We start from the raw sequence: 26,330 nt of genomic DNA, 5'->3' as shown, positions 1-26,330 counted from the left end.
AATGTTACTTCCTTAAACACTGAAAGTAGTCTATTCTTAGTAACAAAAATGGCATACCGGTTGTTTTACATTATTCCTTTACCATTCTTCATGGAATAGTATTCGTCTAAACTATATAAAATTTGGGCGTGCATCAGCACAAAGCCTATCAAGTTTATAAAAAACCAAAATACAAATTATAAAGTGTCTTATAACACCGGGATTCTTTGATTGATATAATTTCCGTCTTGCAATTCTGTATCAAGATACTCCGTAGTTGAAATTTTATAACCCTTCTGTCTAGCGAGCAATACAAATATTCTTTCTAGAGCATGAGCCAAAGTTCCATCTTGCATTCCATTTTCGAAATCAAAATCGTCTGCAGTGATACATAACTTTGTTATGGAATTAATTGCTCCTGGATTAAACCAAAACATAGTCCCCGCAAAGAAACTCAACGTAACTTGTTCTTTATCGATTCCAATTTTCGAGCAAAGTTCCTGAACTCTTTCTTTATTGGCACCCCAAAATTCATCATTAATCAAATATGATTGTTCTGGTCCAATCATTCCCAGGTGCGGATCATTCTCAAACTGATTTATGATAGACAAAACCCTTGTTGCAGAACCCAATAACTCGTTATATATCCCTTGTCTCCAGTTGGTGCCTTGAGCACTATAGAGACTTTTTTTCGAATGGATTTTACAAACACTGTTGTACTTATCTAAAAGCCCAGTATTAAACAGAGACAGGAATGGGGCCACATCTCTACCTCTATTTTCAACATAATAAACATATACATTAGCATTCGTAAAGTGCTTGAACTTTTCTTCCACTTCAAAAGCGGCCCCCAAGCTTACGACTGAAATGTACAAATCAAACTTAACAGGTATATTCTTCAAATAACGAATAATTTCATCTAGCAGTTCCAGATAAAATAAATGTAGAACAACTGCAGTTTCAATTGATTTATCGGTTACTCGGCTAGGAAGATTCTCAGAAGAGAAATATAATTGAGTTGAAGTATGACCAATATCATTTAATAAGTCATCTAACTTTTTCCCTTTATAGAAGGAGGCCTTATTAACTATATAGTCTTTCACTTCAACTGCATCTTCTCCCCTACCCTTCTCGATATATTCAACTGCTTCTGGATAGTCCCTCACAGCTTCCCACTTACAAATTGAAAACTGATTATAAATATCTTTCCATAGTAGGTGACAAGCATTTCCTTCTCTCAAATACTTGAGACTAAAAAAACTTAAAGCCACAAGTTTCCAATTTTTCTTTTTGTAACTATTAAACAATGCTTGAAGATAGCTTTTAGAAGACCACTGGTAACAAGAACCCACCAGTAACGAATGACTCATTGCACTTTGAGACATTCCAATCTCATACTTAAAAATAATATCCGTCTTTTTATCTAGTATTGTTACATTTCTCCAAAATTCCCCAAACCAAACACTTACTAAGGCCTCTTTTTTTAGAACCACGAAAAAACTTTGCACATGATAATTAAACTGATAGGAATCTACCAATCCACATATATCATAGATGCTATTATCAGCAATTTCTAAAATACTTTGAATATTAAAGGATGAAGATATAAAGAAACTATCATTAAGAAGTAACACCTGGTCATATATATATACATTTCCAATTTTCTCAATCCCAAATTTATAGCTGTAAAAGTCATACCCTACATTTTCTCTTACAAAACATTCCACTTTAGGAGACAATAAATCCAATTGGTCAGCATGTAAATTTGTCGAGACCATTATGATACGTTCACAAACTGCTTCAAGATGCCCTAAAAGCTTTAGTACATTATTAGATAGTTTCCCATCTTTGTCATAATGCGCAAAAACGGCAATTCTTTTCAAAGTGTTACCTCCTAACTCTTAGATATATCTTTTTAGCCAAATTGAAAAATCTAGGATATCTCCTTAGCCGATATTTAATTTTATCCTTAGTAAAATATGTCCATGCCGTTTTGTCTTGCAGTTTGAGATTTAAATTTCTATTCTCATTCGCATAAAAAATTGACATATTGATAGCTTTATTATATTCATCCGTAAATATTTTCATTTCGTTTTCGGTAAGAGCTATACAATCAATAACCTCTCGCAATTCGAAATCTTGTTTCTGCAAGGCCGTTGATGTCGCTTCAAGGTACGCATGTCCATACTTTAGATCCGGTTCTAGATGACAGCCTTCTCCCCATTCATTCCAAGCATTTATAAAAATATACTGGTTGTGTATTGGGTTTGTTTTTTCAGTAAATTCAACGAGATATCTTAACCAGTACCTGTAAAGAGCAGGAGATGCGTTAATAATTGAGTGTGGATTATTTTGCCTACGCGCTGTATTATCCCAAGATGGAATTATGCCTCTGTACCATACATAGTCCTTCGATTTAGCCTGAATACCTTGAGCCGCTACTTTAGGATAATCAACAATTCCACCTGCAAAATTGGGATTAGTTATATTCGGCATATTGGAAGGTCTATTTTCTGGAGTTATAAATTTATGCGGAGGAAATTCTATGGCTGAATCAAACCCCCATTCAGTAGGATCGTCTATTCCATAGAATTGTACAGCGCTTAAATGAATATCCTCAAAACCAGCATTACGTGCTTCCTCTCTCCATATTTTCACCGTGTTCTTTATGTCCGGAAATAAATCGACTCGATAAACTATAAACATTGGCTTTCCATCAACTTTAATGTAGCGTTTATCTTTAAATACAGGAATTAAAGATCTGATCAAATCCCTATCATCTTCTGGTGTGTGGTTTTGCTCCAAAAGTATTTCTTTATCTAAGCCATCCCAAGTACGTGTCCAATTTTCATTAGCCCAACAAAAGCATATTGGAAAGTCTATGTCTGATTCCAGATACTGATTCAAAGGCTTCTCTAATATTCTTCTACCATTAAACCAGTAAAAGTAAAAACAAAAACCATGAATTCCATATAACTCAGCCATCTTTGCTTGTTCTCTCATTACTTCAACATTGCTCAGATCATAAAAGCCTAAGTCTTTTGGGACATGTGGCTGGTAATGTTCAGGAAAATTCGGCTTTGCCTTTGCAACATTTGTCCATTCGGTAAAACCCTTTCCCCACCATTGAGAATTTTCTTTAACATGATGATACTGTGGTAAATAAAATGCAATAGGTTTTACTTTACTCATTTATATCCTCCAGTTAACTGTACTATAAACTTATTATTTATATAGCTAAGTACTTATTTGTATTACTCAATTCTCATGTGAAATCTCATCTTGAGAAAGCAAATCATCTTCTCCAATACTATTTTCACGAATTCCATTCAAATAACCATTAATTTCACTTAAGCAAATACTAAAGTCAAACTTTTCAATTTTAAGTTCGATATAAATTGAAAGTTCCTCAGAATGTTCATGAACCGAATTACCCAATAAAAGTTGAGGGTCATCAGACATTGAGATAAAGTTAATAATCTTTCCATCGTTTTGCAACTGTACTAGTCCTAGAGAATCTTTTATGGCTATAGGTTCTAATGAGACTTCATTAGCCGTTTTAAATATCATATCTTTTTTGATTTGGAAACTAGCCGGTTTATTCCCTATATCCAGCCTGATTTTCCCAATGGAGTGCTGGGGTATTGTAAAACAATACGTATGAAACTCATCGCTATATTTAAATTTGGCCTTTCTTGAATTGGACTCACTAAACCCATCCATTTCATTAGCCCAATAGAGTTGCATATAATCTTCATCGATTATTTCTTTAGTCGAATTATTCTCAAACAATGAATTAAGTGTAATGTTGTTTGAAATCTTTTCATTACTACATATAGCAATTATGAATCTGCCTTCTTTTTGTGAATTTATTGTATTGATTAACTTAACCTTTTCTTCTACGTTCTCATTTCGGTCTACAATCAACCCGTATTCACCATAATTCTGGTTATAAAAATTAACATATTTAAATTGTTTTTCTAGAAAATCCTTATATTCAGAAAAATAGAATTCTTTCACATGATAAGGATTTCTATGATTAGGCACGTCAGTGTATAGGTATTTATCCGGAGTTGAAATTATCAAAATACCGCTATTGTTTAATACTCGACTTGCTTCTTTTAAAAATTTATCCTGGATTAATTCATCGACATGTTCAATCGTTTCAAATGAAACAATCATATCAAAAGAATCATCCTCAAATTCTAGTTTTTCTACTGACCCCTGCTTGAAATTCAAATTATACCTAGTATACTTCTCTCTAGCATAGGAAATAGCTTCTTCGCTGATGTCAACTCCGCACACATTTGCTGCTTTCCTAGCCAGGATAGCTGATCCAAAGCCCTCTCCGCAGGCAATATCCAAAACATTTTTCCCGCTAGCAATATCCAAAACAGCATTATATCTATGCAAATGCTCCGTTTCAATCTCACCTTCAGCTTTTCCCAAAACGAATCTTTCACCGGTATATTCCATCACTACACGCCCCTTTAATGCTTATTCTAGAACCACATTCTCTATTTTGTGTTTATATAACGTCGTATCGGCTTCAATCTCTACCAAAGAAAGGTTATAGCTTGGGTTTTCCACAATTATTTTCTTAACATTTGTTAACCATGTAAGCATAACATGACTATCTTGAGTTCCTTGAGCAATGGCTGGACTCAATAAATAGTCTCCTTTCATTATTCGTGGTAATTTAAATCCAAAAACAATTTCTATAATATCACCTTTTTTTGCATTAAAGTTCGTACTACTTTCAATAAAAGTATTTACAGCAAATAAAGAAACTCCCCTGTTACTTTCCCATACAAAACCAGCAATCAGATGATCCATATTAGTTTTCGCACTAACTATGATATGACAATTGTAAGTATTATCAACTTCTAATTCTTCAGTTACATTGTTTTTAATATCAGTAATGAAAAAAGAGATAATCTCAATACTGTCTGAAAAAACACTATTTTCCCTTGGAATAATTTTAGGGAATTTCACGGAGGAATTATCAGCTTCATTTAATTTGATACTGTTATATTCAAAGGTGTCAATGAGTTCACTATTCATTTCATTATTCTCTGCAAATCTCTTATTAAGATATTGAGCACATACCACTTCTCTATCATCGTACAAGATTTGTACAGATGAATCTAACCATAAAACTCTGCTACACATTTGTCTGATGCTACCGATATCATGAGAAACGAAGATAATGGTAGTATTTTTTTCCTTAAGTTCATCAAACTTTTTAAAACACTTATTCTGAAAGAAAATATCGCCAACACTCAACGCTTCATCTACTATTAAAATGTCTGGTTCAACATTAATAGCAACAGCAAAGGCTAATCTCGCAAACATACCACTAGAATAAGTTTTCACAGGTTGGTTGATGAAATCCCCGATATCAGCAAATTCAATTATTGCTGGAATTTTTTTTTCAACTTCCGCACTTGAGTACCCCATCATAGTTCCATTTAAATAGATATTCTGAATACCAGTAAATTCAAGATTAAAGCCAGCTCCTAATTCTAGTAATGCCGAAACCCTGCCGTTTACTGTTACCTCCCCAGAGGATTGGGATAAAACTCCTGTTATTATTTTTAATAAGGTTGATTTTCCCGAACCATTCTTCCCAATGATTCCAACAGTTTCACCTTTTTTCACTTCAAAAGAGATATCTTTTAAGGCGTGAAAGTCTCTATGATAACTTTTTTTCGAAATACTCAGAGATTCTTTCAATCTATCAATCGGCTTATCGTATAACTTATACACCTTACTGACATTTTTTATATCAATCGAGATATCGTTCATGGTTGCAACTCCTCACAATACATCCGAAAAATGCATTTTCAGCTTTTTATACACAATAGATCCTATTACAAAGTAAATTAATGTCAAGTTCCAAAACCATAATGATTCATTCATTTTTTCCCAAAACCACACATGATTAAACATCGCATCTCTATATCCTTCAACAACATAATATATTGGATTCATTTTAAAAACCCAGCGCCAATTTTCAGGAACCATTTTGTAATTCCACATAATAGGGGTAACCCAAATCCCAAATTGCAGCACAATACCTACGATTTGCCCGAAATCTTTGAAGAAAACGACTATTGAAGAAGTGATGTAACTCAGAGCGATCGTAATTGCTATTAAACATCCTACATAATAAATTAATTGAATACTGTATATTGTGGGATATTCGCCATAAATCGCAAAAATAATTAACATAACTGCAATAAAAAATATGTGAACAAAAAAAGAAGACAATATTTTAACAATAGGTAAAATGCTAATTTTAAACAAAACCTTTTTAACTAAATAACTATATTCAAAAAAACAATTGGTCGCACTAGTCATTGCCTCGTAATGAAAGAACCAAGGAATCAACCCTGACATGAGCCACAAAATGAAGGGAACTCTCTCTACTTGACCAGAGCGAAATCCAACTTGAAAAACTGCCCAGTAAACTAAAATAGTAACAATTGGCTGGATAAAGGCCCATGTGATCCCTAAAAAAGATCCAGCATATTTCATTTTAAAATCATTTATAGCCAAGGATGTAATCATCTTTCTGCTGTTATAAATCTCTTTTGAAAAGCCTTTGACACTAAACATATTTACTCACCTATACTTTCTTTGGACCAGTGAAAACCAGCTTTCGCACCATTTTTTATATAAAGCCCAATTTTATATCTTTCATTCTTTAAATCATCTTCATTTATCCTTGATATAAATCCACTTTTATCTAAATCAAGTTTTTTTGAATAATAAGCTGTTACATCTTTACGAATTTGGGTTTGCGTATCATATACTATTATTTTGTTGCTTTCTTCCTCTTTGAGAACCACATAAATAGTCGAGAGTTCCGGAGAAACATCCTCTAAAAAACCCCATCCTTTAATCTTTATGATGCCATTTTCTACTTTTACTTCTTCTATATTAGCTTGCACCTTATCTTTCACTTCATCAAGCTGTAAGTTCAGCTTGTTATTCGTCTTTTCTTTCAGCTCTATACTGGCGTTACTTTTAATCACGTTAAGGCCTGAAACTGAAAGCGAAAATTCTTTCTGAGAACCGTTTTCAATATAAAATGCAATATCATAAGTATCAGCAGCTAATTCACTCATGTTAATTAAACTTCTCAATCCCGAGCTTTCCACTTTATTACTTTGGTCATTTAATGCAGCTGGCAGGTCTCCCCGCTCAACCTTCTCAGTATCAAACACATATCTATGGTTTTTTGAGAGCAATACTATATAGGCATTCTGCTTATCTGCCTGAAGATCATTAATGTAGGCCCACCCTTCAATTCTGAGTAATTTTTTGAATTTCATTTTTTTAACATCAATTTTGTCAATTCCAGAGTTAATATTGTTACTCTCTCCTGGCAATTCAATATTTTGAACATTAGATGTTCCATATACATGTGTAAACTCGTAATATACCAAGGTAAAGAAACATAGTGACAGAATCAGTAGTAGTATTTTCCCTTTTTTCATATGGCGATCCTTCTCTTCCCTTCATTCATACACTAGGTTGAATTGTTTAGCTTTCTCTTACTTACGTTGAAATCAATGAGAACTAACTTAACTATTATAAGGTGAACAAACCTTGCAGTCGATAGATGCCAAATAAGCTAAGCTTTTATAAATAAACTTTGATCTTCTAGTACATTCTAGTTTTAATGCAAACTACCTTTCAAGTGGGATTATTTAACGGATTGCAGATAAGATAACTGCCATCCAGATAAGTCACATGATTACTCATTTCTTCGTTTTATTAAAGAATCGTTAAACAAAATACCTCCAATCCATCGTTGCTGGTAGCGCAACACTATTTCTCAACTTATAATAAAACAATCTAATGTTACCATACAAAAGGAATGGATAGAAGTGACAGTTCGTAGCTACGCTTATATGAAGTATCAATTTTACATTATTTAACTAAAATAACTCGCATGGAAAATAGACATGAGAGAACTAATCAGAGTAAAATGGATGATGTACAATTTCAACATAGTAATTAACCCTATATTATTAGTAATACATTTTATACAAATAATAAATAGAGAGTTGGAATAACAATGAAAGGCATAATCTTGGCAGGCGGTAGTGGAACACGTCTGTACCCATTAACCATGGTTACAAGTAAGCAGTTGCTTCCGATTTATGATAAACCGATGATTTACTATCCGTTGTCCACCTTGATGTTAGCTGGTATAAAGGATATTTTAATTATCTCTACTCCTGATGATACACCGAGATTCAAAAATCTTTTGGGTGACGGCTCGCAATTTGGAATCTCGCTTGAGTATGTGGTTCAGCCCTCTCCAGATGGTCTGGCTCAAGCTTTTATACTGGGGGAAGACTTCATTGGAAATGATTCAGTTGCCATGATTCTTGGAGACAATATCTATTATGGAAACGGTATCCGCAAAATGCTGAAACGTGCTTCCGACAAGGAAAAAGGTGCGACTGTGTTTGGTTACCATGTACAAGACCCGGAGCGATTCGGCGTGGTAGAATTCAACGCAGATGGCAAGGTACTTAGTGTTGAAGAAAAACCGGCACATCCTAAATCCAACTACGCTATAACCGGTCTGTATTTCTTCGATAACCGTGTAGTGCAAATTGCGAAAAATGTAAAACCATCAGTCCGTGGAGAGCTTGAGATCACTTCCATTAACGAAGCCTATCTGAAATTGGGAGAACTGGACGTCGAGCTACTTGGCCGCGGGTTTACTTGGCTGGATACCGGAACTCATCAAAGTCTAGTTGATGCTACCAACTTTGTAAGAACTATTGAAGACCATCAAGGCATCAAGATTGCAGCTTTAGAGGAGATTGCATACATTAATGGATGGATCACTAAAGAACACTTATGGGATTGTGGACAAAAATTAAATAAGACGGGTTATGGGCAGTATTTAATGAAGGTAGCAACAGGGAAGATTCAATACTAAAAAACAGAGGGTGTGGCTACAATGAAATTCACAGAAACTGCGTTGGATGGCGTATGGGTTATAGAACCTCAAGTCTTCGGTGATCACCGGGGATGGTTTATGGAAACATACAGTGAGAGCAAATTTCAAGAACACGCTCTTAATCTAAACTTTGTTCAGGATAATCAGTCGTATTCTGCAACCAAAGGAACACTAAGGGGATTACATTACCAATTAAATCCCAAAGCTCAAAGCAAACTTGTTCGTTGTACACTAGGAAGTATTTTTGATGTCGCTGTAGATATCCGTAAAGGTAGTCCAAATTACGGAAAATGGTTTGGAATTGAGCTATCCGCTGAAAACAAGAAGCAGTTGTTGATTCCAAAAGGTTTTGCGCATGGTTTTATGACCTTAGTTGAGAATGTAGAAGTACAATACAAAGTGGATGAACTATACGCTCCGGAGTGTGATGGGGGTATTTTATGGAGTGATCCTGCCATTGGCATAAAGTGGCCTATAGATGTTGTACCGGTTTTATCCGCTAAGGATGAGCACGCGCCTCTTTTAAGCGATACGAATTTGAATTTTGTGTACTAAGCCCCGAATGAGATCCTGAATGATTAGAAACTTGGCCTATGCCCTTATTGCTCCAAGACGGAGTTGCAAAGGTATAGGCCAAGTATATTTCTATTCAAAATTCATTCGTCTAAATGGTAAGTCTTACTTCTAAATAATACAAGACTACGCCAATAATTATATGCTAAAATAGCTTTTAGCTCTCGTACCTAGAGGAAAAGGAGATTAAAACGTGTCTAAACCAGTATACGGAAAAAATGCTGTTCAGTCGAGAAATGTTGAAAAGATATCCAGCCCTATATGGGCATTAGTTGTTGCTTTTATTGTGTTTTTGGTTTGGACCCCGTTTCAGGTGGGGGTATTTAATGGACAACAGATTGATTTTGAAAAACCGGTCTATGTGTCTGCCCTGCTTAGCGGCCTGATGTTATTGGTGTGGATGGGCCTCTACTTCAATAAATTCAGGCTCGAGGAGCAGCGCGATCTGCTGGCTGTCGCCTCACTGCTGCTTCCAATAACGTATGCATTATCACTCTTTGGTGCAGCCTCGCATTATATGGCGATGAACCTGCTGTTAATTCAGAGCATGTACATTGCAATATTCATTATAGCGTTATATCTCTTGAAGCAAAAGCAAGTAAATCTTGTCATCCAAAACGCTGTCCTTGCGGTTGCTTACTTTATTGTAGGATTTGGACTGTTAAATTGGCTTGGTAGCTCGAAATTTGCTGGTACTCTGGTTGGCTGGTTCTCCAACACTGTGCGGGATGGTAAATATTTAGATGCTGTTATGACCGACTCCAACGGTCTGCGGCTGACTTCCATATTCCAATACGCCAATACCTATGCTGCCTTCCTGATGGCTTTTCTGTTTGTAGCTGTATTTGCTTTGGTCCGCTCTAAAAAATGGTACGGTACGCTGACTCACGGATTTATGCTTGTGCCCATTATTGTATCGCTGCTGTTGACGTTGTCCCGTGGCGGGCTCGTCATGCTGCCTGTGGTATTCATCCTGCTGCTGCTGTTCCTGAAACCTGCTCAGCAAATTCTCTGGATTATCCACATTGCTATTTCCGGCCTTGCAGCTCTGCTCGTTACAAATCCGCTGACTACGCTGGGACTAGAACTGAATACCAGCTTCACTTCAGGGGCTGCTTTTAAAGCTTGGGCGTACCTGCTTGGGGCCTCTGCTATCGTTGCTGCTCTTGGGTGGGCGGTTCAGCGTTATGTTGCCCCTTGGCTGGAAGCAAAGCTATCCGGCATGTCTTCCCGTAAGTTTTCCGGGCTGTGGCTTCCACTGGTATCGATCGTGCTTGTTGGAATTGCGGCTTTCCTGCTCATTGGTACAAGCGTCCGTAGTGTTCTGCCGGATAATATTGAAACGCGGCTGGAGAATATCAACTTCAAGCAGCACAGTGTACTAGAGCGGTTCACTTTCTATAAAGATGCTCTTAAGGTTGTTAAAGATTATCCGATTCTGGGTGCGGGTGGCGGAGGCTGGGCTTCTCTCTACGAGCACTATCAGAATAACCCTTATACCAGCCGCCAGGCGCATAATTTCTTCCTCCAATATCTGATTGAGGTTGGAATTGTCGGATTCATCGTATTTATGGGCTTTATCGGATACATTTTCTATAAATATATCTGCAGTTATGTGAAACGGGAGAAAGATGAATTTGATAATGGTTTCTTCTTCCTTATTATCGCCTTGTCCATTCTTGTCCACAGCTTGCTGGATTTCAACCTAAGCTATGCCTTTATGGGAATCCTTGTTTTCCTTGGACTGGCTGGAATGGCCGCTGTCATGGACAGCAAACCGCTTCGCCGTGGCTGGAGTAAACCCGGACTGCGTATCGGTTACTTGGCTGTACTCACCATCGGCACCATCTATCTGATCTTTATGTCGATAAGCTATATCGGATCCAGCAATGACGCAATGAAAGCCAAAAAACTGATCGGCGTCAGCCAATCTTATGAGGAAATTAAAGCACCTTTGGTAGCTGCCCTGAAAGACCGTCCATTCCACCCGGAATCGGCGATATACTTATCGTCCATGGATCAGCAAGTCTTTAGCCAAACCCAAGATGAGCAGTATCTGGAGGAAGCTTACAGCGTAGTTTCACGTGCGCTTAAGGACGAGCCTTATAATAAGGATTTGTTGAAGCAATTAGTCGGATATTATGACCTTAAGGGACAGAGCGATCTTGCCCTGGGCGTCTACCTTGATAATGCCGATAAATTTGTGTGGGACATTGATTGGTATGAGACAATAATCAGCCGGTCCCAAGCGCTTGCAAATGCAGCAAGTGTGCAAAAGGATGAAGCTAAAAAGCAGGAATACCTGACTAGTGGCTTTGATGCCTACAAACATGTGGTTGATGGAGTGGAACACCTGAAAACTTTGCCTCCTGAGCAGCTGCAAGGCCGTCCATTCTCGATAACACCAAACATTGCTTTAAATATCGGCAGAATGCAGTTGCTGGCCGGAGAAAATGATGCAGCGGCAGCAACGTTAAAACTAGGCTTTAACGACAACTATACTGATATCATAAACAGTACAACTCTCTGGGACACGAACTGGTATAGCGCGCTTATCAGCCGTTCCTACGAGCTGGCTCAGCAGGCTTTCACTCAAAAGAATGACGATAGTAAACAGCTTAATCTCAAGATCGGCCTCGAAGCCTATCGTCATGTAACTACAGACTTGCAGGGCCAGGCCATTCCTTCAGCAATTACTTTGAATGCAGGCCGAATTCAGTTAATGGCAGGTCAAACTCAGGTTGCTGCCGCAACATTGAAGCTTGGATTGAGTGAGGATTATACTGATGCTACTAACCGCGAAATTGCCCGTTGGTATCTCGCTGCTCAACAAAAGGCCAACACCGCTCTCGATCAGGATGTGTATAATAAGCTAATCGCTGCTGATCCTGCGGAAATTGAAAAGATTACTGAAATTGCAAGTACATCATTTCAAGAGTAATTAACTGGATAACAAGGTAGCGGACGATGTTCTATGTGGAATCAGCGCCCGCTGCAATAAGAACTATGAACATGATCGTTTTATAAGTCTTTAGTTCGAAAAATAAATAAGAGCGTCCCGCAGTTGTAGACAGCGGAGCGCTCTTATTTATTTTATGTTATGGCAGATACCGTGCGCAGATATAAGGGTACCGGCACTCAGTTAATTAACGACTTTCTGAGCCTCGCTCTGGATCACTTCCTGGAGGTACTGCAGCAAACCTTCCTTAAGCTCCTCATGCTGGAGCGCATAATGGATCGTTGTCTGGATGAAACCCATCTTCTCGCCGACGTCATGGCGTTTGCCTTCAAAGTCGTAAGCGATGATCCGCTCCACTTCGCTTAAACGGGCAATGGCATCCGTAAGCTGGATTTCGCCGCCTACTCCAACCTGTTGTTCTCCGAGCATATCGAAAATACGCGGAGTCAGTATATAACGTCCCAAGATCGCCAGGTTGGAAGGAGCCTCTTCTCTTTTTGGCTTCTCAACAAGGCGGTTAGCTTTGTAGACACGTTCAGCCAATGGTGTACCATCTACAAGACCATATCGGGATACCTCTTCCCAAGGCACCGGCTGAACTCCGACTATGGAGGATTTATATTGATCGTAAACTTCGATCATCTGTCTAAGGCAAGGTTTGTCCGCTTCAACAATATCGTCTCCGAGCAATACAGCAAACGGTTCATTCCCGATGAATTTGCGGGCACACCAGATAGCATGTCCTAGTCCGCGCGGTTCCTTTTGCCGGATATAGTGAATGTCGGCCATTTCAGAGGATTTGCGCACAGATTCCAGCAGCTCCCACTTCTGTTTCTCAGCCAGGTTGAACTCCAGCTCAAATGAGTTGTCGAAATGGTCTTCAATCGCGCGCTTGCCTTTACCCGTCACGATGATGATGTCCTCAATCCCGGAGGCAACGGCTTCCTCCACAATATATTGAATCGTTGGTTTGTCTACAATCGGCAGCATTTCTTTGGGCATCGCTTTGGTCGCGGGCAAAAAGCGGGTTCCGAGACCGGCAGCGGGAATAATCGCTTTACGGATCTTCATCATATAGCTCCTTCGTATTCTTCTCTTTTTCCGGTTTTAGAAGATATGGTAAAATGCATAATTATTTTAATTATAGCAGTTATGGATGGTTTTTGGCAGTTATATGGTTAATCCTCCAGTAAGAATAATCCTGCAGACAAAAAGAGCCAGTGCGGCATGGAGGATTCATCAAACCTCCTTTGCCACACTGGCTCTGCATAGATTCGGAGCTAGGGACTGGCTTACCATGGGATTGGTAAGCCAGTCCCACTCTTCTTTATTTCGCGTTGACGAGCTGTCCGCGTGTAACCCCAAGCTGGTTGGTGGCTTTCAGACTCTTCCATACCTGCGTGCCGGAGATTTCCCCACGGAGCGCACGGGAGTAGAGACTAATGACCTCGGCAACCTGCTCCGGTGTTTCTTCCAGAAATTCGACGCGGAAAGAAGAAACGCCTAGTTCGCGGAAATTGTTCAGGTATTCCGCGCCTGACTGTTCAACCGCATTGTATACGGTATTGCGGCAGCCTTCATCCACGCGCACAGGATGGGACATGCCGATCCGGTCCTGCAGAGATGCACGCTGCTCCTCGCAAGGGCGTCCGCAGTTCGTATAGTCTGTGCCTTCACTCATGAAGGTGCAGTACACGCAGTGCTCGGTGTGGAACATCGGCAGATGCTGATGGATCACAACCTCCATCCGCGAGGTGTCGCTGCGGCCCAGCAGATCGACCATTTGCTGAATGTTCAGGTCATAAGAAGGCGTGACAACATCGCAGCCCGCTTCCAGGAACAGATCCACCGCCTTATGATTGGCGATATTCAGCGAAAAGTCGCCAATCAGCCGCGGATGCACAGCATCCGGCTGCTCCATGCGGCGGCGCAGATAATAATACAGCGCGCCGGTATTGCGCACCAGCACAGCATCCGGCTGCAGGCGCAGAATATTAGCGTGATAGCCGTTCTCGCCCGGCATATGGATACGTGGCGTGGCCAGCGTGATGCTGGCCCCCGCAGCCCGGACAGCGTCTACCGCTGCCGGGAACTGCTTGATAAATTCGAAGTCGGCGTAAATGCTTCTTACGCCGGCTTCGAGGGCAGCCTGCACTTGAGGCAGGCTGCGGCACAGCGCGGTGAGCTCCGCATCACCGCGTGCGGCGACGTCCCTGCGGGAGGCGTCGCTATAGATCTCTACCGCCCGTTTCACGTAGACGGGCGGTTTCGGGCGCTCGCCGGCAAGCAGCTCCACCGCTTGGCGGCGGATGCTGTTCAGCTCGCGCATAGGCACGATCACGTCGCCTTCCAGCTGCGACGTAAGCGCCTCAAGCTGGAACACGGTCCCGCCCAGGCGGCCGAATTGTTCTTCCAGCAGGGCAGCGTCCATCGGGCGCTTTTGCGCGGTCTCCAGCAGCAGCTCCGAGTCCACACGGACAGTCACGTCCTTCTGCACGTCCGTCCACCATGTAGCCAGCTTCTCTCCGGCGCGGCCTTCCACCTTGACATGAACCGGGAAGACGCGGTACGGCTTCTCCGTTTCGTAGCTCTGGCGCAGCGCCTTGTCGAGCGCCGGATCATTGGTCTTCCAGATGCGGTCGCCGACATGCAGGCGGCGCAAATCCACATCGTTGCGCCCAGGCACAATGTCGATGATCCAGCCTTCCCCGGCCTCGCCCTCAAGCTTCACGCCTTTGCGGCGCAGGTCATACACGCGTCCGCCTTCTTCCTTCTTGGTCGGATCACCGGCGTCGAACACAATGCCGTCTCCGCGTTTAAGCGGAGCATGAATGCGGCAAACTACGCCATCACGGAGAATTTGTTCCACCGTGCCCATATACACACCACGGCTTTTCGGGAAAGTCCCGTCAACCAGCTTCTTGTTGTTTGTACCCTCAAGGAAGCCATGCGTAAAGCCGCGGGAAAAGCTCTGCTGCAGCTCACGGATATCTTCTTTAGAAGTCGGAGACCAGTTCCCGTCAAAATACCGGTCAATAGCCTTACGGTACTTGCTCACCACGTTTGCCACGTACTCCGGGGTTTTGAGACGGCCTTCTATTTTGAAAGAGGTCACACCCGCTTCGATCAGCTCCGGCATCAGATCAATGGCCGCCAGATCCTTGGGAGACAGCAGATAGGTTACATCACCCATCGGCTTCACTTCACCGTCGACCATCAGGTCATACGGCAAACGGCAGGCCTGGGCACACTCCCCGCGGTTCGCGGAACGTCCACCCCACATTTCCGAGGTCAGGCATTGCCCTGAATAGGACACACAAAGTGCTCCATGCACGAAAACTTCCATCGGCAGGCGGGCCTGCTCCCCGATCGTGCGGATCTGCTTCAGATTGTTCTCACGGCCGAGCACTACACGCTCCAGCCCGAAGGGTTTCGTAAACTCCACCGCCTCCGGTGAAGTAATCGTCATTTGCGTCGAGCCGTGAATCGGGAAGTCCGGAGAAATCTCGCGGATCATTTTGACGAGCCCCAAATCCTGTACAATTACCGCATCCACACCCGCATCTACACAGGCATCAATCAATTCTTTTGCATCTGCCAGCTCGTTCTCAAACACCAGTATATTAAAGGTCAGAAACCCCTTCACGCCATAGCTGTGCAGGAATGCCATGATCTCCGGCAGCTCCTCCGAGCGGAAGTTGTTTGCTCTGGCCCGTGCATTAAATTTCTCTACGCCAAAAAAGACAGCATCTGCCCCGTTTGCCACCGCTGCACGCATGCACTCCCAGTCACCTGCCGGAGCCAACAGCTCCACGTCTTCCCTGCGTATTCCTTGCTCGTTCATTTATATCCTCCCAAACCGTCATATGGACGGGTCATTTCCATCTCTTTAACTTATTAATTGTATCAAATATCACAGCCTTGCGCCATTGATTTGCCAGAAATTATACAGGGAAAGGACTTTAACCGGATTATTTAAACCCAACTTATTCCTAACCTATCCCTTCCGCCTTTGTACATCGTCGAATGAGAAATGAATGATTCTCCAACCCGGCCCTGATAAAAAAGTATCCCGGTTCAAAGAATAACCAGGCCAAAGAAATTGCGACTTGCGATTCCAATCGTAAACTTCATATTCAGGATGCAGGTCATCAAAATTATCAAAGAGTGGCCACCAGACATTTTGCAGCAGAAGCTTTTTCGGCATATAGATGCCCTCTAGCCAAACTCATTTCTCCATAAAAAAGAACGCCCCAGCCAAAATTGGCAACTTGGAACGTTCTTCGTCTGCAATAATCATACTATTTATTCCTTATTCCTCAACATGTCCTACCTATTCCCCCTCCCCCGCCAACACAAAAGACTTCAGCGTCTTGTCTATAAGAGCCTGCTGTTCAGGTGTTGCGTTAGCGTCGTTTAGCGTGACAGTGAGGGTATAGACCCGTTCATTTTTGCTGAAAACGATGAGCTGGGTGCGGTAAGGAATACCATTTTTGCTCTGGTGCACAGTAAGGCTTGTGGCTGGAACTTCGGCAAAGGTGATGTCCTCCACACGTTCGACCTGCGGGCCTTTGGGGTCATTCTTCGTGTTCTGATAGTAGCTTTGGAGCTGGCTCACAGTGTACTCGGCCGAACCTCCGGGGCTCACAGTGATTTGGAAACGCCCTCCGGTGAAGCGGTACTCTACGTTCTGGGTTTCAAAGACATCCTGGACCGCTGTCCATAATGACGGAATATGAATGCTGTAGCCATAGATTTTGGAGCTTTTGTTGACTGTTTTAGCGTAAAGTACCGGATAGTCATCAGTTTCCAGCCGCCCGAAGTTCTCTTTTATTAATTCAAAATCAATATCGATTGAGCTTAAAATATCTTTGAACCGTGCCTTGTCCTCATCCTGACCGGCAACTGCCACATATTCTACGTAATAGCGGTGCCCATTCTTCAACAGCAGGGTTTGATATTTCGTAATCCAGCCGCTGCCCGGATTCAGCAGACTTTCAATGACCCGCGCCGGTTGACCGGAAACTTTTGCAGACGTGCTTTCTTTAATCGTATAAGCCCCGTCCACATAGTTGGCTCGAATCTGCGCCTCCAACTCCTTGCTCCAGGTTTCCAGCGTAGAACCGGACGGAGCAGCTGTCACTTTCACGCGCAAATAGCTCCCTTGTTTGCTCTCATAATACAGATGCTGGTCATCCATACTCCAGTCTGCAGGGACCTGCAGTGCAATACCGTAATCCTCATTGTACCCTTCTTGCAGCCCGTTTTTTACTGTGGAGAGATCACGTTGGCTTTTATCATTCGGGTCAAAGCTTGGCCGGAAGGAGTTCAACAGCACGGCATATTTATCAAAATCCTTATAGTTCGCTGCATTGTCATCAGTCAGATACAGCTCATACAGTCTCCCACCGGCATTATATTGCCTGTTCTCCCACAATGCGCCGCTGGAATCCTTGCTGACAATTCGCGCGTAGGGAACAACGGCATTCGGATAAGTTTCCCGGTCCAAAATCGTTTCCCCGCCTTCTTCAGCCGAGCGGAGCAACCCATCCAGCAATTGTTCCGGGTCTGCCGGATTCTCCTGCGGTGAGGCATGAACCTCCAGATAATACTGATTCTCTGAATTCATAAAGGTAGCCACGCCTTCATTGCCGCCGCTGTCGCCAACCACCAGTCCGGGAGGATAATTCATGCTCCACTGAAAATGGCTGTTCCCTATCCGGGTCTTACCGACATCGCTGTCAATGCCGCTATCCCCGGGCGCCTCTTCTTCAGTGACCGATGGCACAAGCGACACTACCAGCTCACCGTTGCTGCCGGAAGTTACACGTGCGTCCAGCACTCCCGCCACGAACCTCAGCGGGACCATCAAAACCCCGGAGACCATATGCGGCGGTGCAGCAAGTTTGATTTTGACGCCATCCTTCCAGGCAGTGCTGCTGCCTATCACCATCGTTCCCGTATGCCGTCCGTACATCACCTTGACCACATCGCCGGGTTCGAGGGAAACTGTGCTGCCAAATGTTTTCTTGAACACGCCGAGCGGCACCATGACGGTACCATTCTTCATAAAAGGCTGCTTAATCGTAATTTTTTTGCCATTCACCGTTGCAGCCGGACTGCCGACCTTAAGGGTGAGCTGCAGCTCCGCCTTCTCCGCCGCGTGCACCTCTGTGGCCGGGAGTACAGTCAGCAGCAGCACCAAAGCAAGCATCATTGTACATAGACCACGAAAAGTATATCTGCGGTCCCTCTTCCGCCCCTCTCTTCCCAGTGCCTTTTTACTCTTCCGCTTGTCCATCAGCATCACCCTCCACATCAGCTTCTTCATTGTTTATCAGGGGATCGCCCTGGCCAAGCGTGAGCTTCCGGGTAACAATATCGCCGTCGCTCTGCATAAGCAGATTTACCACCGCACCCGGTGCGTAGCTTTTGAAAAGTTCATTAACATCCACTAAGGAGCCGACACGGTGGCCGTTAATCGCGTATAAAACATCCCCTTCAAGAATCCCTGCCTTGTCTGCTTCCGCAGAGATGACCTTCGTAACTGTTAAGGGATCTTGTGAGGGCAGGCCCACTAAGGCAGACCAGCTTTCCTCCAGCTCCAGGCCAAGACTTGGATGTTTTACCTCTCCATACTTGAACAGCTGGTTCATAATGTACTGTACCGTATCAGACGGGATAGAAAATCCCATATTCTCTACGCCTACTGCGGCAAATTTCAGACTATTCACGCCCAGCACCTCGCCTTTCATGCTGACGAGCGGACCGCCACTGTTGCCTGGATTAATCGCTGTATCACTCTGGATGAGCCGATAGGCAGCATCCACTGAACGGTTAAGACCGCTGACCACCCCTACCGTGGCAGAATTTCGCAGCGAGAAGGAAATGGGTGTACCGATGGCAATCACTTTGTCGCCAACCTGAAGGCTGGCAGCAGATTGGGCAAATTTCGCAGGCTTTAATGCCTTGGCATTGATCTTGATCAGTGCCAGATCACTAACCTCATCCAGATACGTATTTGTGATGCTGTAGGACTTCGCGTCCGATGTAACGACCACAGCATTCTGCAGACCCTTCATCACATGCGCATTCGTAATAATCCAGCCGTTTGCCCTGACGATGATACCTGATCCATGGGACAGATTAAAACGGTCATTGGGTGCATTAGAGCGATCTTCTGAATATTTACCGATGATTCCTACTACCGACGGGGAAACCTCTTTGATAATTTGCGGTACCGGATCGGTTATCGAGGCTGCACTCTTTTTGCTGCCGGTCAGGGTATTTCCTATTTCTTTAATCTTTCCTGAAGACGATACATTCCCCGCAGTCTGCAAGCCATCCGGAAACGGCGCCCCCTGCGCAGAAAGCGATCCGCCTCCTATTCCTGTCAGCAATACTCCGCACAGCAACAGTCCGAGGCTTTTCTTAACCATGTTCTTCCCCCATTTCCCCAGCCTTCGCCGGGCGCTCTCTCTGACCTTGTTCCAGGTTGTACATAATGCAGTTGACTCATATGAAGACGTGCATAATTTGAAAAAGACGCCTTTAGTCACGCCAGACGGCGGTTAAAGGTGTCTTTGGGTAAACTTAAAATCTGCAATTGTTTTGACTTGAATTTGAAGCAGGGCAGTGTTCCTGTGTCAGCTTAACCAGTGCATAAGCATCGCGTAGTCCGAAACCGCAAATACCAGCAAGCTTACCACTCCGAAGCCAATCGCAAATTTGTTCTTCTGCGGAGCCCGCAGCAGCCGGATGACCCCGATGAGTATCAGGATGGTAAAGGCGATCATAAATACATCGAAGGTATGAAATTTAGACGGTTCTTGCGCAGCAGCTTCTGCAAGCAGCATGGCATTACCTCCTCGAAAGTGTTGTCAAGCAAGTTCATCTAATCCATATCTCCCTCTATGTTATCGCTACCATTTCAGTGACGCAATAGGAATTGCATAAATTTTATGTAAAAGTCACGATAAATATTTTTTAGCGCCGGATTCGGGATAATAATCATGATATTTTTAATTGACACCTTGTTTTTTATTGATTTTTCAAAGAGCAAATTATATGTAAGGCTGTTTTCCATCTCTCCTAATCATTCAACGCAAATCCTTCTCTTTGAATCTTACTGCGGACATGCTCCCGATATGCCTGATTCAACTATTAAGCTGTCCTTATTTCTATAATGGCTTTCAAGCCTGTTTGAGGGTACAATGCTTGCTGACCTGGCCAAGTTTTAATTTGGCAAAGTGCAGAAAGACGGGCTGAACATTATCCGAATGATTATTGAAAAACAATGCCTAAAAAACTAAAAGAACCACGGCGAAAATGCTGTGGCTCTTTTGTCCTTCATGAAGTGCAGTTATACTGTCTCCGACGTCTGCAGCTGCAGAGCTTCAGTCCGCTCCGTATCGCGGATCAGAATCGGCTTCAAGTATTTGCCGGTATAGGACTCCGCAACGGTGATTAACTTCTCCGGTGTCCCTGTAGCCAGTACTGTTCCCCCGCCGCTGCCGCCTTCCGGTCCCATATCAATAACATAATCTGCCGTCTTAATCACATCGAGGTTATGTTCGATGACCAGAACGGATTCGCCGGAATCCACCAGGCGGTGCAGCACCTCCAGCAGGCGGCCGATGTCATCCACATGCAGCCCTGTTGTCGGTTCATCCAGAATGTACAATGTCTTGCCGGTACTGCGGCGGTACAACTCGGAAGCCAGCTTCACGCGCTGTGCTTCACCCCCGGACAACGTTGTTCCCGGCTGGCCAATCTTGATGTACCCAAGACCCACATCCAGTAAGGTCTGCATTTTGCGGTGGATACGCGGGATGTTCTGGAAGAACCCGGTTGCATCCTCTACCGTCATCTCCAGCACATCAGAGATGTTTTTGCCTTTGTATTTCACTTCCAGCGTTTCGCGGTTATAACGTTTGCCTTTGCATACTTCGCAAGGCACATAGACATCCGGCAGGAAGTGCATTTCAATCTTGATAATCCCGTCTCCACGGCAGGCCTCGCAACGGCCGCCTTTGACGTTGAAGCTGAAGCGGCCCTTCTGGAATCCGCGCACCTTGGCTTCATTAGTTTTGGAGAACAGATCACGAATATCATCGAACACCCCGGTATAGGTAGCCGGATTGGAACGCGGCGTACGGCCGATCGGCGATTGGTCGATCTCTATGACCTTGTCCAAATTGTCCAGACCGCGAATTTCCTTATGCAGTCCGGGACGGACCTTAACAGCCTTATTCAACTGACGAGCCAGGCTCTTATAGAGGATTTCATTAACCAGCGACGATTTGCCGGAACCGGAAACTCCAGTCACTGCAGTAAAGACACCTAACGGAATCTTGACATTTACATTCTTCAGGTTATTCTCTTTGGCTCCGCGAATTTCCAGCCAGCGGTCATCGGTTGGCCGCCGTTTGGACGTAACCGGAATAAACTTGCGTCCGCTTAAGTACTCTCCGGTCAAGGAATTCGGGTCTTTCATGATTTCCTGCGGCGTCCCTTGGGCAATAACCTGTCCGCCGTGGATACCGGCACCCGGTCCGATATCAATAATATAGTCTGCCGCCATCATCGTATCTTCATCATGCTCAACCACAATTAATGTGTTGCCGAGATCGCGCATATGCCCCAGTGTGGCGATCAGCCGGTCATTGTCTCGTTGATGCAGACCAATACTTGGCTCGTCCAGGATGTACAGAACGCCCATCAAGCTGGAGCCAATCTGCGTCGCCAATCGGATCCGCTGCGCCTCACCGCCGGAGAGTGAACCTGCCGCACGACTGAGTGTCAAATAATTCAGACCCACATTCACCAGGAAGCCAAGTCTGCTGCTAATCTCTTTCAGGATAAGATGGGCAATGGCCGTTTCCTTCTCGCTAAGCACCAGATTATCAAAGAAGTTCAAACAGTCGCCAATCGAGAGATCCGTAACATCCGCTACATTCTGCTCATTAATTGTGACCGCAAGAATTTCTTTCTTCAGCCGTTTGCCCTTGCACACATTACAAGGCTTGGCACTCATAAAACCTTCGATAAACTCACGGATTCCATCCGATGCCGTATCGCGGTAACGTCGTTCCAGATTCGGAATAATTCCTTCAAAGGCAACCAGCGCATCTTTTTTCTGGCCGAAGTCATTTTCATACCGGAACCGGATCTTCTCGCTGCCTGTGCCGTGGAGCAGCTTGTTCATGTGTTCGGGAGTCAAGCTGCTCACAGGAACATTTTGCGGAATCTTAAAGTGCTCACAGACAGATTTCAGAAACTGCGGGTAGTAGTTCGATGTGCTGCCGGTCCAGGCCAGAAATGCTCCTTCTTCAATCGATTTCTCGGAATCCGGAATTAATAGATCGGGATCGACAACCATATTCATACCAAGTCCATCACACTCTGGACAAGCGCCGAAAGGGCTGTTGAAGGAGAACATCCGCGGTGCCAGCTCTTCAATACTAAATCCGCATACCGGACAAGCAAAATTCGAACTGAACAGAAGTTCTTCCTGGCCGATAACATCAACCAGAATCTGTCCACCCGAGAGCTTCAAGGCTGTTTCAAGCGAGTCGGTCAGACGAGTCTCCATATCATCCTTGATGACAATACGGTCAACCACGACCTCGATGGTATGCTTCTTGTTCTTCTCCAGTTGAATATCTTCAGTGACTTCCCGCAGCTCGCCGTCAACGCGCACACGGACAAATCCCTGCTTAGAGATGTCCGAGAACAACCCCTTGTGTTCACCCTTGCGCCCGGAAATAACCGGTGCCAGAATCTGCAGCCGCGTCTTCTCGGGATACTGCATAATCCGGTCCACCATCTGTTCGACGGTCTGTGATGTAATTTCGATCCCGTGATCCGGACAATGAGGATGGCCGACCCGGGCAAACAACAGCCGCAAATAGTCATAAATCTCCGTAACCGTACCTACCGTTGAGCGCGGATTGCGGCTTGTAGTCTTCTGGTCGATCGATATTGCCGGAGATAATCCGTCGATGGAATCAACGTCCGGTTTCTCCATCTGGCCCAGGAACTGGCGGGCATACGCCGACAGGGACTCGACATAACGGCGCTGTCCCTCCGCGTAGATCGTATCGAACGCCAGCGACGATTTGCCGGAGCCGCTAAGTCCCGTAAGCACGACGAAGCGGTCCCGCGGAATCGTTACGTCAATGTTCTTGAGATTATGCGCCCTCGCGCCTTTGATTACTATATTTTCGTTCGCCAACGGTACCTCTCCTTTATATACATCATTTAGTTCAAAGCTAGTTCAAAGCCTTATTTAAAAACACATTTCAAAATATTTTCGATCCCTCCCAAACCCTCCCTTCCAAGGGAGGGCCCCAAGGGCTGCGCCCTCTGGACACCCGCAAGGTTGGCGAAGGAGATGGATGGGGCTGTACTTAGCTGTTAGGGTGCTCGGAGCGCTTGTCCCTAAAGGGACCGCTTCAACGTCCGTGCTCCGCTGGTCGGCACGCTGCATGCTGCTGCGTGCCGGGAGGCTGTCCCTGACGGGATGCGCTAAAACTGAAAACTTTCAGGACGGCTGTCCCTACGGGATGCGCTAAAACTGAAAACCTTCAGGACGGCTGTCCCTGCGGGATGCGCTGACAACAGGCAACAAAACAACGGAGCAGTTTATCTAAAAAGAACGGCCTGGGAAGCGCCGTTCCGGTACTCGCTTAAATATTTACTCGGCACGTAGCTCCAGCAAAGCATCACGCAGCTCGGCGGCGCGCTCGAATTGCAGGTTCTTGGCAGCGTCCTTCATCTCGGCCTCCAGACGCTGCATCAGGCTTTGGCGGTCCTTCTTGCTCATCTTGCCGCCCACACCGGTGAGATATTCGGCTTTGGATTCGGCGACTTTGGTCGCCTCGATGATTTCGCGGATTTTCTTGTTGATCGTCGTCGGGGTGATTCCATGCTTCTCATTATAGGCAATCTGGATCGCCCGGCGGCGTTCGGTTTCGCTCATAGCTTTCTCCATGGAATCCGTAATACGGTCACCATACATAATGACGCGGCCGCCTGAGTTACGGGCGGCACGGCCGATAGTCTGAATCAGTGAGCGTTCAGAACGGAGGAAACCTTCCTTGTCGGCGTCGAGAATCGCGACAAGGGATACCTCTGGCAAGTCCAGTCCTTCTCTTAATAAGTTGATACCCACGAGGACATGGAACGTACCGAGACGCAGATCACGCAGAATCGCCATCCGCTCCAGCGTCTTGATGTCAGAGTGCATATATCGGACCTTGATCCCGATCTCCTTGAAGTAATCGGTCAGATCCTCGGACATTTTTTTCGTAAGTGTCGTTACCAGTACCCGTTCATCGCGTTCCACACGCTCGCGGATTTCACTGATCAGATCATCGATCTGGCCTTCTGTCGGACGCACCTCAATAATCGGATCAAGCAGACCGGTAGGGCGGATAATCTGCTGCACCATCGTATCGCAGTGTTCCATTTCGTATGGACCTGGCGTAGCGGATACATAGACAATCTGGCTTACCTTGTCTTCGAACTCCTCAAACTGAAGCGGCCGGTTATCCAGCGCTGACGGCAAGCGGAATCCATGCTCTACCAGAACGGTCTTCCGCGCACGGTCACCGTTATACATGGCCCTGATCTGCGGAAGGGTAACATGAGATTCATCAATAATAATCAGCATGTCATCCGGGAAGTAGTCCATCAAGGTATAAGGGGTTGCTCCCGGCTCACGGAAGGTGAGCGGTCCCGAATAGTTCTCAATCCCGGAGCAGAAGCCGACCTCCTTCATCATCTCGATGTCATAACGCGTCCGCTGCTCCAGCCGCTGGGCTTCCAGCAGCTTGCCTGCGTCGCGAAGAACGGCCAGCCGTTCCTCCAGTTCACGTTCAATGTTGACGATCGCAACCTTCATCGTTTCTTCCTGGGTTACAAAGTGAGATGCCGGAAAGATCGCGATATGCTCACGTTCACCGATTAATTCTCCGGTCAGCACGTCAATCTCGGTAATCCGTTCAATCTCGTCGCCGAACAGTTCTACCCGGATGGCATGTTCTCCCTGTGAAGCCGGGAAGATCTCAACCACATCGCCGCGCACACGGAATGTACCGCGGACAAAATTTATGTCATTGCGCTGATACTGGATATCTACTAGTCTGCTTAAGATCTGGTTGCGCGGCTTCTCCATCCCTACCCGCAGCGAGAGCAGGAGGCTTCCGTATTCCTTCGGCGAACCGAGGCCGTAAATGCAGGATACGCTCGCTACAATAATAACATCGCGCCGTTCAAACAATGAACTGGTCGCGGAGTGGCGCAGCTTATCTATCTCTTCATTGATGCTGGAATCTTTCTCGATGTAGGTGTCGGAGGAGGGAATGTAAGCCTCTGGCTGGTAGTAATCGTAGTAACTGACGAAGTAATCTACCGAATTGTTCGGAAAAAACTCTTTGAATTCACTCGCCAGCTGCGCAGCAAGCGTCTTGTTGTGCGCAATTACCAGCGTGGGGCGGTTTAACTTGGAAATCACTTGCGCGACGGTGAATGTCTTACCTGTACCCGTCGCTCCCAGCAGCGTCTGGTGCTTCTTGCCCTGCCGGATGCCGTCCAATAATTCCTCAATGGCATGAGGCTGATCGCCCTGGGGTGTGTATTCGGACTCCAGTTCAAAAGTCTTCGTACTGACGACAATATCGCTCATTTGCCCGTCTCCCCTCTATCGTCTAAAATATAGTAGTATAGTATAATTGTGGCCCTAAGTACTGGCTCTCCATACAATCCTGAAAAATATGGAAGATAAGAATACTTGTTCCCGTTTATTATACAGTGTTGCCTACATTC

17 protein-coding genes and 1 pseudogene are annotated in these 26,330 nt (G+C 44.6%); 4 read left to right on the top strand and 14 right to left on the bottom strand.

Annotated features, from left to right (window positions below):
- Window positions 1-188: 188 nt before the first annotated feature.
- From ACAN56_RS29390 to ACAN56_RS29365, 6 genes are all read right to left on the bottom strand, one after another.
- The gene (locus ACAN56_RS29390) at window positions 189-1,862 is read right to left on the bottom strand and encodes a rhamnan synthesis F family protein (protein WP_379147312.1); all 1,674 of its coding nucleotides are present in this window, start codon (window positions 1,860-1,862) and stop codon (window positions 189-191) included.
- A gap of 4 nt (window positions 1,863-1,866) precedes the next feature.
- Complete coding sequence (locus ACAN56_RS29385; RefSeq protein ID WP_379147310.1) at window positions 1,867-3,171, bottom strand: glycosyltransferase WbsX family protein; 1,305 nt, start codon at window positions 3,169-3,171, stop codon at window positions 1,867-1,869.
- A 66-nt stretch (window positions 3,172-3,237) separates the two neighbouring features.
- Complete coding sequence (locus ACAN56_RS29380; protein ID WP_379147308.1) at window positions 3,238-4,455, bottom strand: class I SAM-dependent methyltransferase; 1,218 nt, start codon at window positions 4,453-4,455, stop codon at window positions 3,238-3,240.
- A gap of 21 nt (window positions 4,456-4,476) precedes the next feature.
- On the bottom strand, window positions 4,477-5,787 hold the full coding sequence (locus tag ACAN56_RS29375) for an ABC transporter ATP-binding protein (RefSeq protein WP_379147306.1): 1,311 nt from the start codon (window positions 5,785-5,787) through the stop codon (window positions 4,477-4,479).
- A 12-nt stretch (window positions 5,788-5,799) separates the two neighbouring features.
- Window positions 5,800-6,600, bottom strand: a complete 801-nt coding sequence (locus ACAN56_RS29370; RefSeq protein WP_379147304.1) for an ABC transporter permease — start codon at window positions 6,598-6,600, stop codon at window positions 5,800-5,802.
- Window positions 6,601-6,602: 2 nt separating this feature from the next.
- Window positions 6,603-7,484 (bottom strand): hypothetical protein, encoded by an 882-nt coding sequence (locus tag ACAN56_RS29365; RefSeq protein ID WP_379147302.1) that lies wholly within the window; start codon window positions 7,482-7,484, stop codon window positions 6,603-6,605.
- A 584-nt stretch (window positions 7,485-8,068) separates the two neighbouring features.
- On the opposite strand from ACAN56_RS29365, the gene rfbA reads away from it, so the two are divergent.
- The 3 genes from rfbA to ACAN56_RS29350 all read left to right on the top strand — a co-directional run bounded on the left by rfbA (window position 8,069) and on the right by ACAN56_RS29350 (window position 12,482).
- Entirely contained in the window at window positions 8,069-8,947 is an 879-nt protein-coding gene (rfbA, locus tag ACAN56_RS29360; RefSeq protein ID WP_379147300.1) for a glucose-1-phosphate thymidylyltransferase RfbA, read from the top strand.
- A 21-nt stretch (window positions 8,948-8,968) separates the two neighbouring features.
- Window positions 8,969-9,523 carry a dTDP-4-dehydrorhamnose 3,5-epimerase gene (gene rfbC / locus ACAN56_RS29355; RefSeq protein ID WP_379147299.1) on the top strand — a complete coding sequence of 185 codons (555 nt, stop codon included), beginning with the start codon at window positions 8,969-8,971 and terminating at the stop codon, window positions 9,521-9,523.
- Between the two features lie 211 nt (window positions 9,524-9,734).
- On the top strand, window positions 9,735-12,482 hold the full coding sequence (locus tag ACAN56_RS29350; protein ID WP_379147297.1) for an O-antigen ligase family protein: 2,748 nt from the start codon (window positions 9,735-9,737) through the stop codon (window positions 12,480-12,482).
- A 201-nt stretch (window positions 12,483-12,683) separates the two neighbouring features.
- Here the strand turns inward: ACAN56_RS29350 and galU are convergent, their stop codons facing one another.
- The 7 genes and pseudogenes from galU to uvrA all read right to left on the bottom strand — a co-directional run bounded on the left by galU (window position 12,684) and on the right by uvrA (window position 23,736).
- A complete protein-coding gene (galU, locus tag ACAN56_RS29345) occupies window positions 12,684-13,571 on the bottom strand; it encodes a UTP--glucose-1-phosphate uridylyltransferase GalU (RefSeq protein ID WP_379147296.1) in 888 nt (295 codons plus the stop codon).
- A gap of 256 nt (window positions 13,572-13,827) precedes the next feature.
- Entirely contained in the window at window positions 13,828-16,344 is a 2,517-nt protein-coding gene (locus ACAN56_RS29340) for a U32 family peptidase (RefSeq protein WP_379147294.1), read from the bottom strand.
- A 162-nt stretch (window positions 16,345-16,506) separates the two neighbouring features.
- Window positions 16,507-16,732, bottom strand: a pseudogene (locus tag ACAN56_RS29335) (hypothetical protein); the annotation flags it as partial.
- A 101-nt stretch (window positions 16,733-16,833) separates the two neighbouring features.
- Window positions 16,834-18,801 carry a stalk domain-containing protein gene (locus ACAN56_RS29330; RefSeq protein ID WP_379147292.1) on the bottom strand — a complete coding sequence of 656 codons (1,968 nt, stop codon included), beginning with the start codon at window positions 18,799-18,801 and terminating at the stop codon, window positions 16,834-16,836.
- Window positions 18,782-19,960, bottom strand: coding sequence for a S1C family serine protease (locus ACAN56_RS29325; RefSeq protein WP_379147342.1), 1,179 nt, complete (start codon window positions 19,958-19,960; stop codon window positions 18,782-18,784). Before ACAN56_RS29325 ends, ACAN56_RS29330 begins: the two co-directional genes overlap by 20 nt.
- Before the next feature lie 186 nt (window positions 19,961-20,146).
- Window positions 20,147-20,356 carry a DUF2759 family protein gene (locus ACAN56_RS29320; RefSeq protein WP_038597219.1) on the bottom strand — a complete coding sequence of 70 codons (210 nt, stop codon included), beginning with the start codon at window positions 20,354-20,356 and terminating at the stop codon, window positions 20,147-20,149.
- 506 nt (window positions 20,357-20,862) lie between these two features.
- Window positions 20,863-23,736: an excinuclease ABC subunit UvrA gene (gene uvrA / locus ACAN56_RS29315; RefSeq protein ID WP_038597221.1), complete on the bottom strand. Its 2,874-nt coding sequence runs from the start codon at window positions 23,734-23,736 to the stop codon at window positions 20,863-20,865.
- Window positions 23,737-23,899: 163 nt separating this feature from the next.
- On the opposite strand from uvrA, the gene ACAN56_RS29310 reads away from it, so the two are divergent.
- On the top strand, window positions 23,900-24,076 hold the full coding sequence (locus ACAN56_RS29310) for a hypothetical protein (protein ID WP_379147289.1): 177 nt from the start codon (window positions 23,900-23,902) through the stop codon (window positions 24,074-24,076).
- 122 nt (window positions 24,077-24,198) lie between these two features.
- Here the strand turns inward: ACAN56_RS29310 and uvrB are convergent, their stop codons facing one another.
- The gene (gene uvrB / locus ACAN56_RS29305; protein WP_038597223.1) at window positions 24,199-26,190 is read right to left on the bottom strand and encodes an excinuclease ABC subunit UvrB; all 1,992 of its coding nucleotides are present in this window, start codon (window positions 26,188-26,190) and stop codon (window positions 24,199-24,201) included.
- Window positions 26,191-26,330 lie beyond the last annotated feature (140 nt).

The organism is Paenibacillus paludis, assembly GCF_042610515.1.
Lineage (GTDB): Bacteria > Bacillota > Bacilli > Paenibacillales > Paenibacillaceae > Paenibacillus_AQ.
Note: the sequence above shows the minus strand (reverse complement) of the source record. Positions and strands in the feature narration are given on the sequence as shown.

Excerpts from the sequence above, each read along its gene's own strand:
- ACAN56_RS29385 (WP_379147310.1), bottom strand. The coding sequence starts at position 3,171 with ATGAGTAAAGTAAAACCTATTGCATTTTATTTACCACAGTATCATCAT.
- ACAN56_RS29370 (WP_379147304.1), bottom strand. The coding sequence starts at position 6,600 with ATGTTTAGTGTCAAAGGCTTTTCAAAAGAGATTTATAACAGCAGAAAG.
- ACAN56_RS29375 (WP_379147306.1), bottom strand. The coding sequence starts at position 5,787 with ATGAACGATATCTCGATTGATATAAAAAATGTCAGTAAGGTGTATAAG.
- rfbC (WP_379147299.1), top strand. The coding sequence starts at position 8,969 with ATGAAATTCACAGAAACTGCGTTGGATGGCGTATGGGTTATAGAACCT.
- galU (WP_379147296.1), bottom strand. The coding sequence starts at position 13,571 with ATGAAGATCCGTAAAGCGATTATTCCCGCTGCCGGTCTCGGAACCCGC.
- uvrB (WP_038597223.1), bottom strand. The coding sequence starts at position 26,190 with ATGAGCGATATTGTCGTCAGTACGAAGACTTTTGAACTGGAGTCCGAA.
- ACAN56_RS29365 (WP_379147302.1), bottom strand. The coding sequence starts at position 7,484 with ATGAAAAAAGGGAAAATACTACTACTGATTCTGTCACTATGTTTCTTT.
- ACAN56_RS29380 (WP_379147308.1), bottom strand. The coding sequence starts at position 4,455 with ATGGAATATACCGGTGAAAGATTCGTTTTGGGAAAAGCTGAAGGTGAG.
- ACAN56_RS29310 (WP_379147289.1), top strand. The coding sequence starts at position 23,900 with ATGGGGCTGTACTTAGCTGTTAGGGTGCTCGGAGCGCTTGTCCCTAAA.
- ACAN56_RS29320 (WP_038597219.1), bottom strand. The coding sequence starts at position 20,356 with ATGCTGCTTGCAGAAGCTGCTGCGCAAGAACCGTCTAAATTTCATACC.
- ACAN56_RS29340 (WP_379147294.1), bottom strand. The coding sequence starts at position 16,344 with ATGAACGAGCAAGGAATACGCAGGGAAGACGTGGAGCTGTTGGCTCCG.
- rfbA (WP_379147300.1), top strand. The coding sequence starts at position 8,069 with ATGAAAGGCATAATCTTGGCAGGCGGTAGTGGAACACGTCTGTACCCA.
- ACAN56_RS29330 (WP_379147292.1), bottom strand. The coding sequence starts at position 18,801 with ATGGACAAGCGGAAGAGTAAAAAGGCACTGGGAAGAGAGGGGCGGAAG.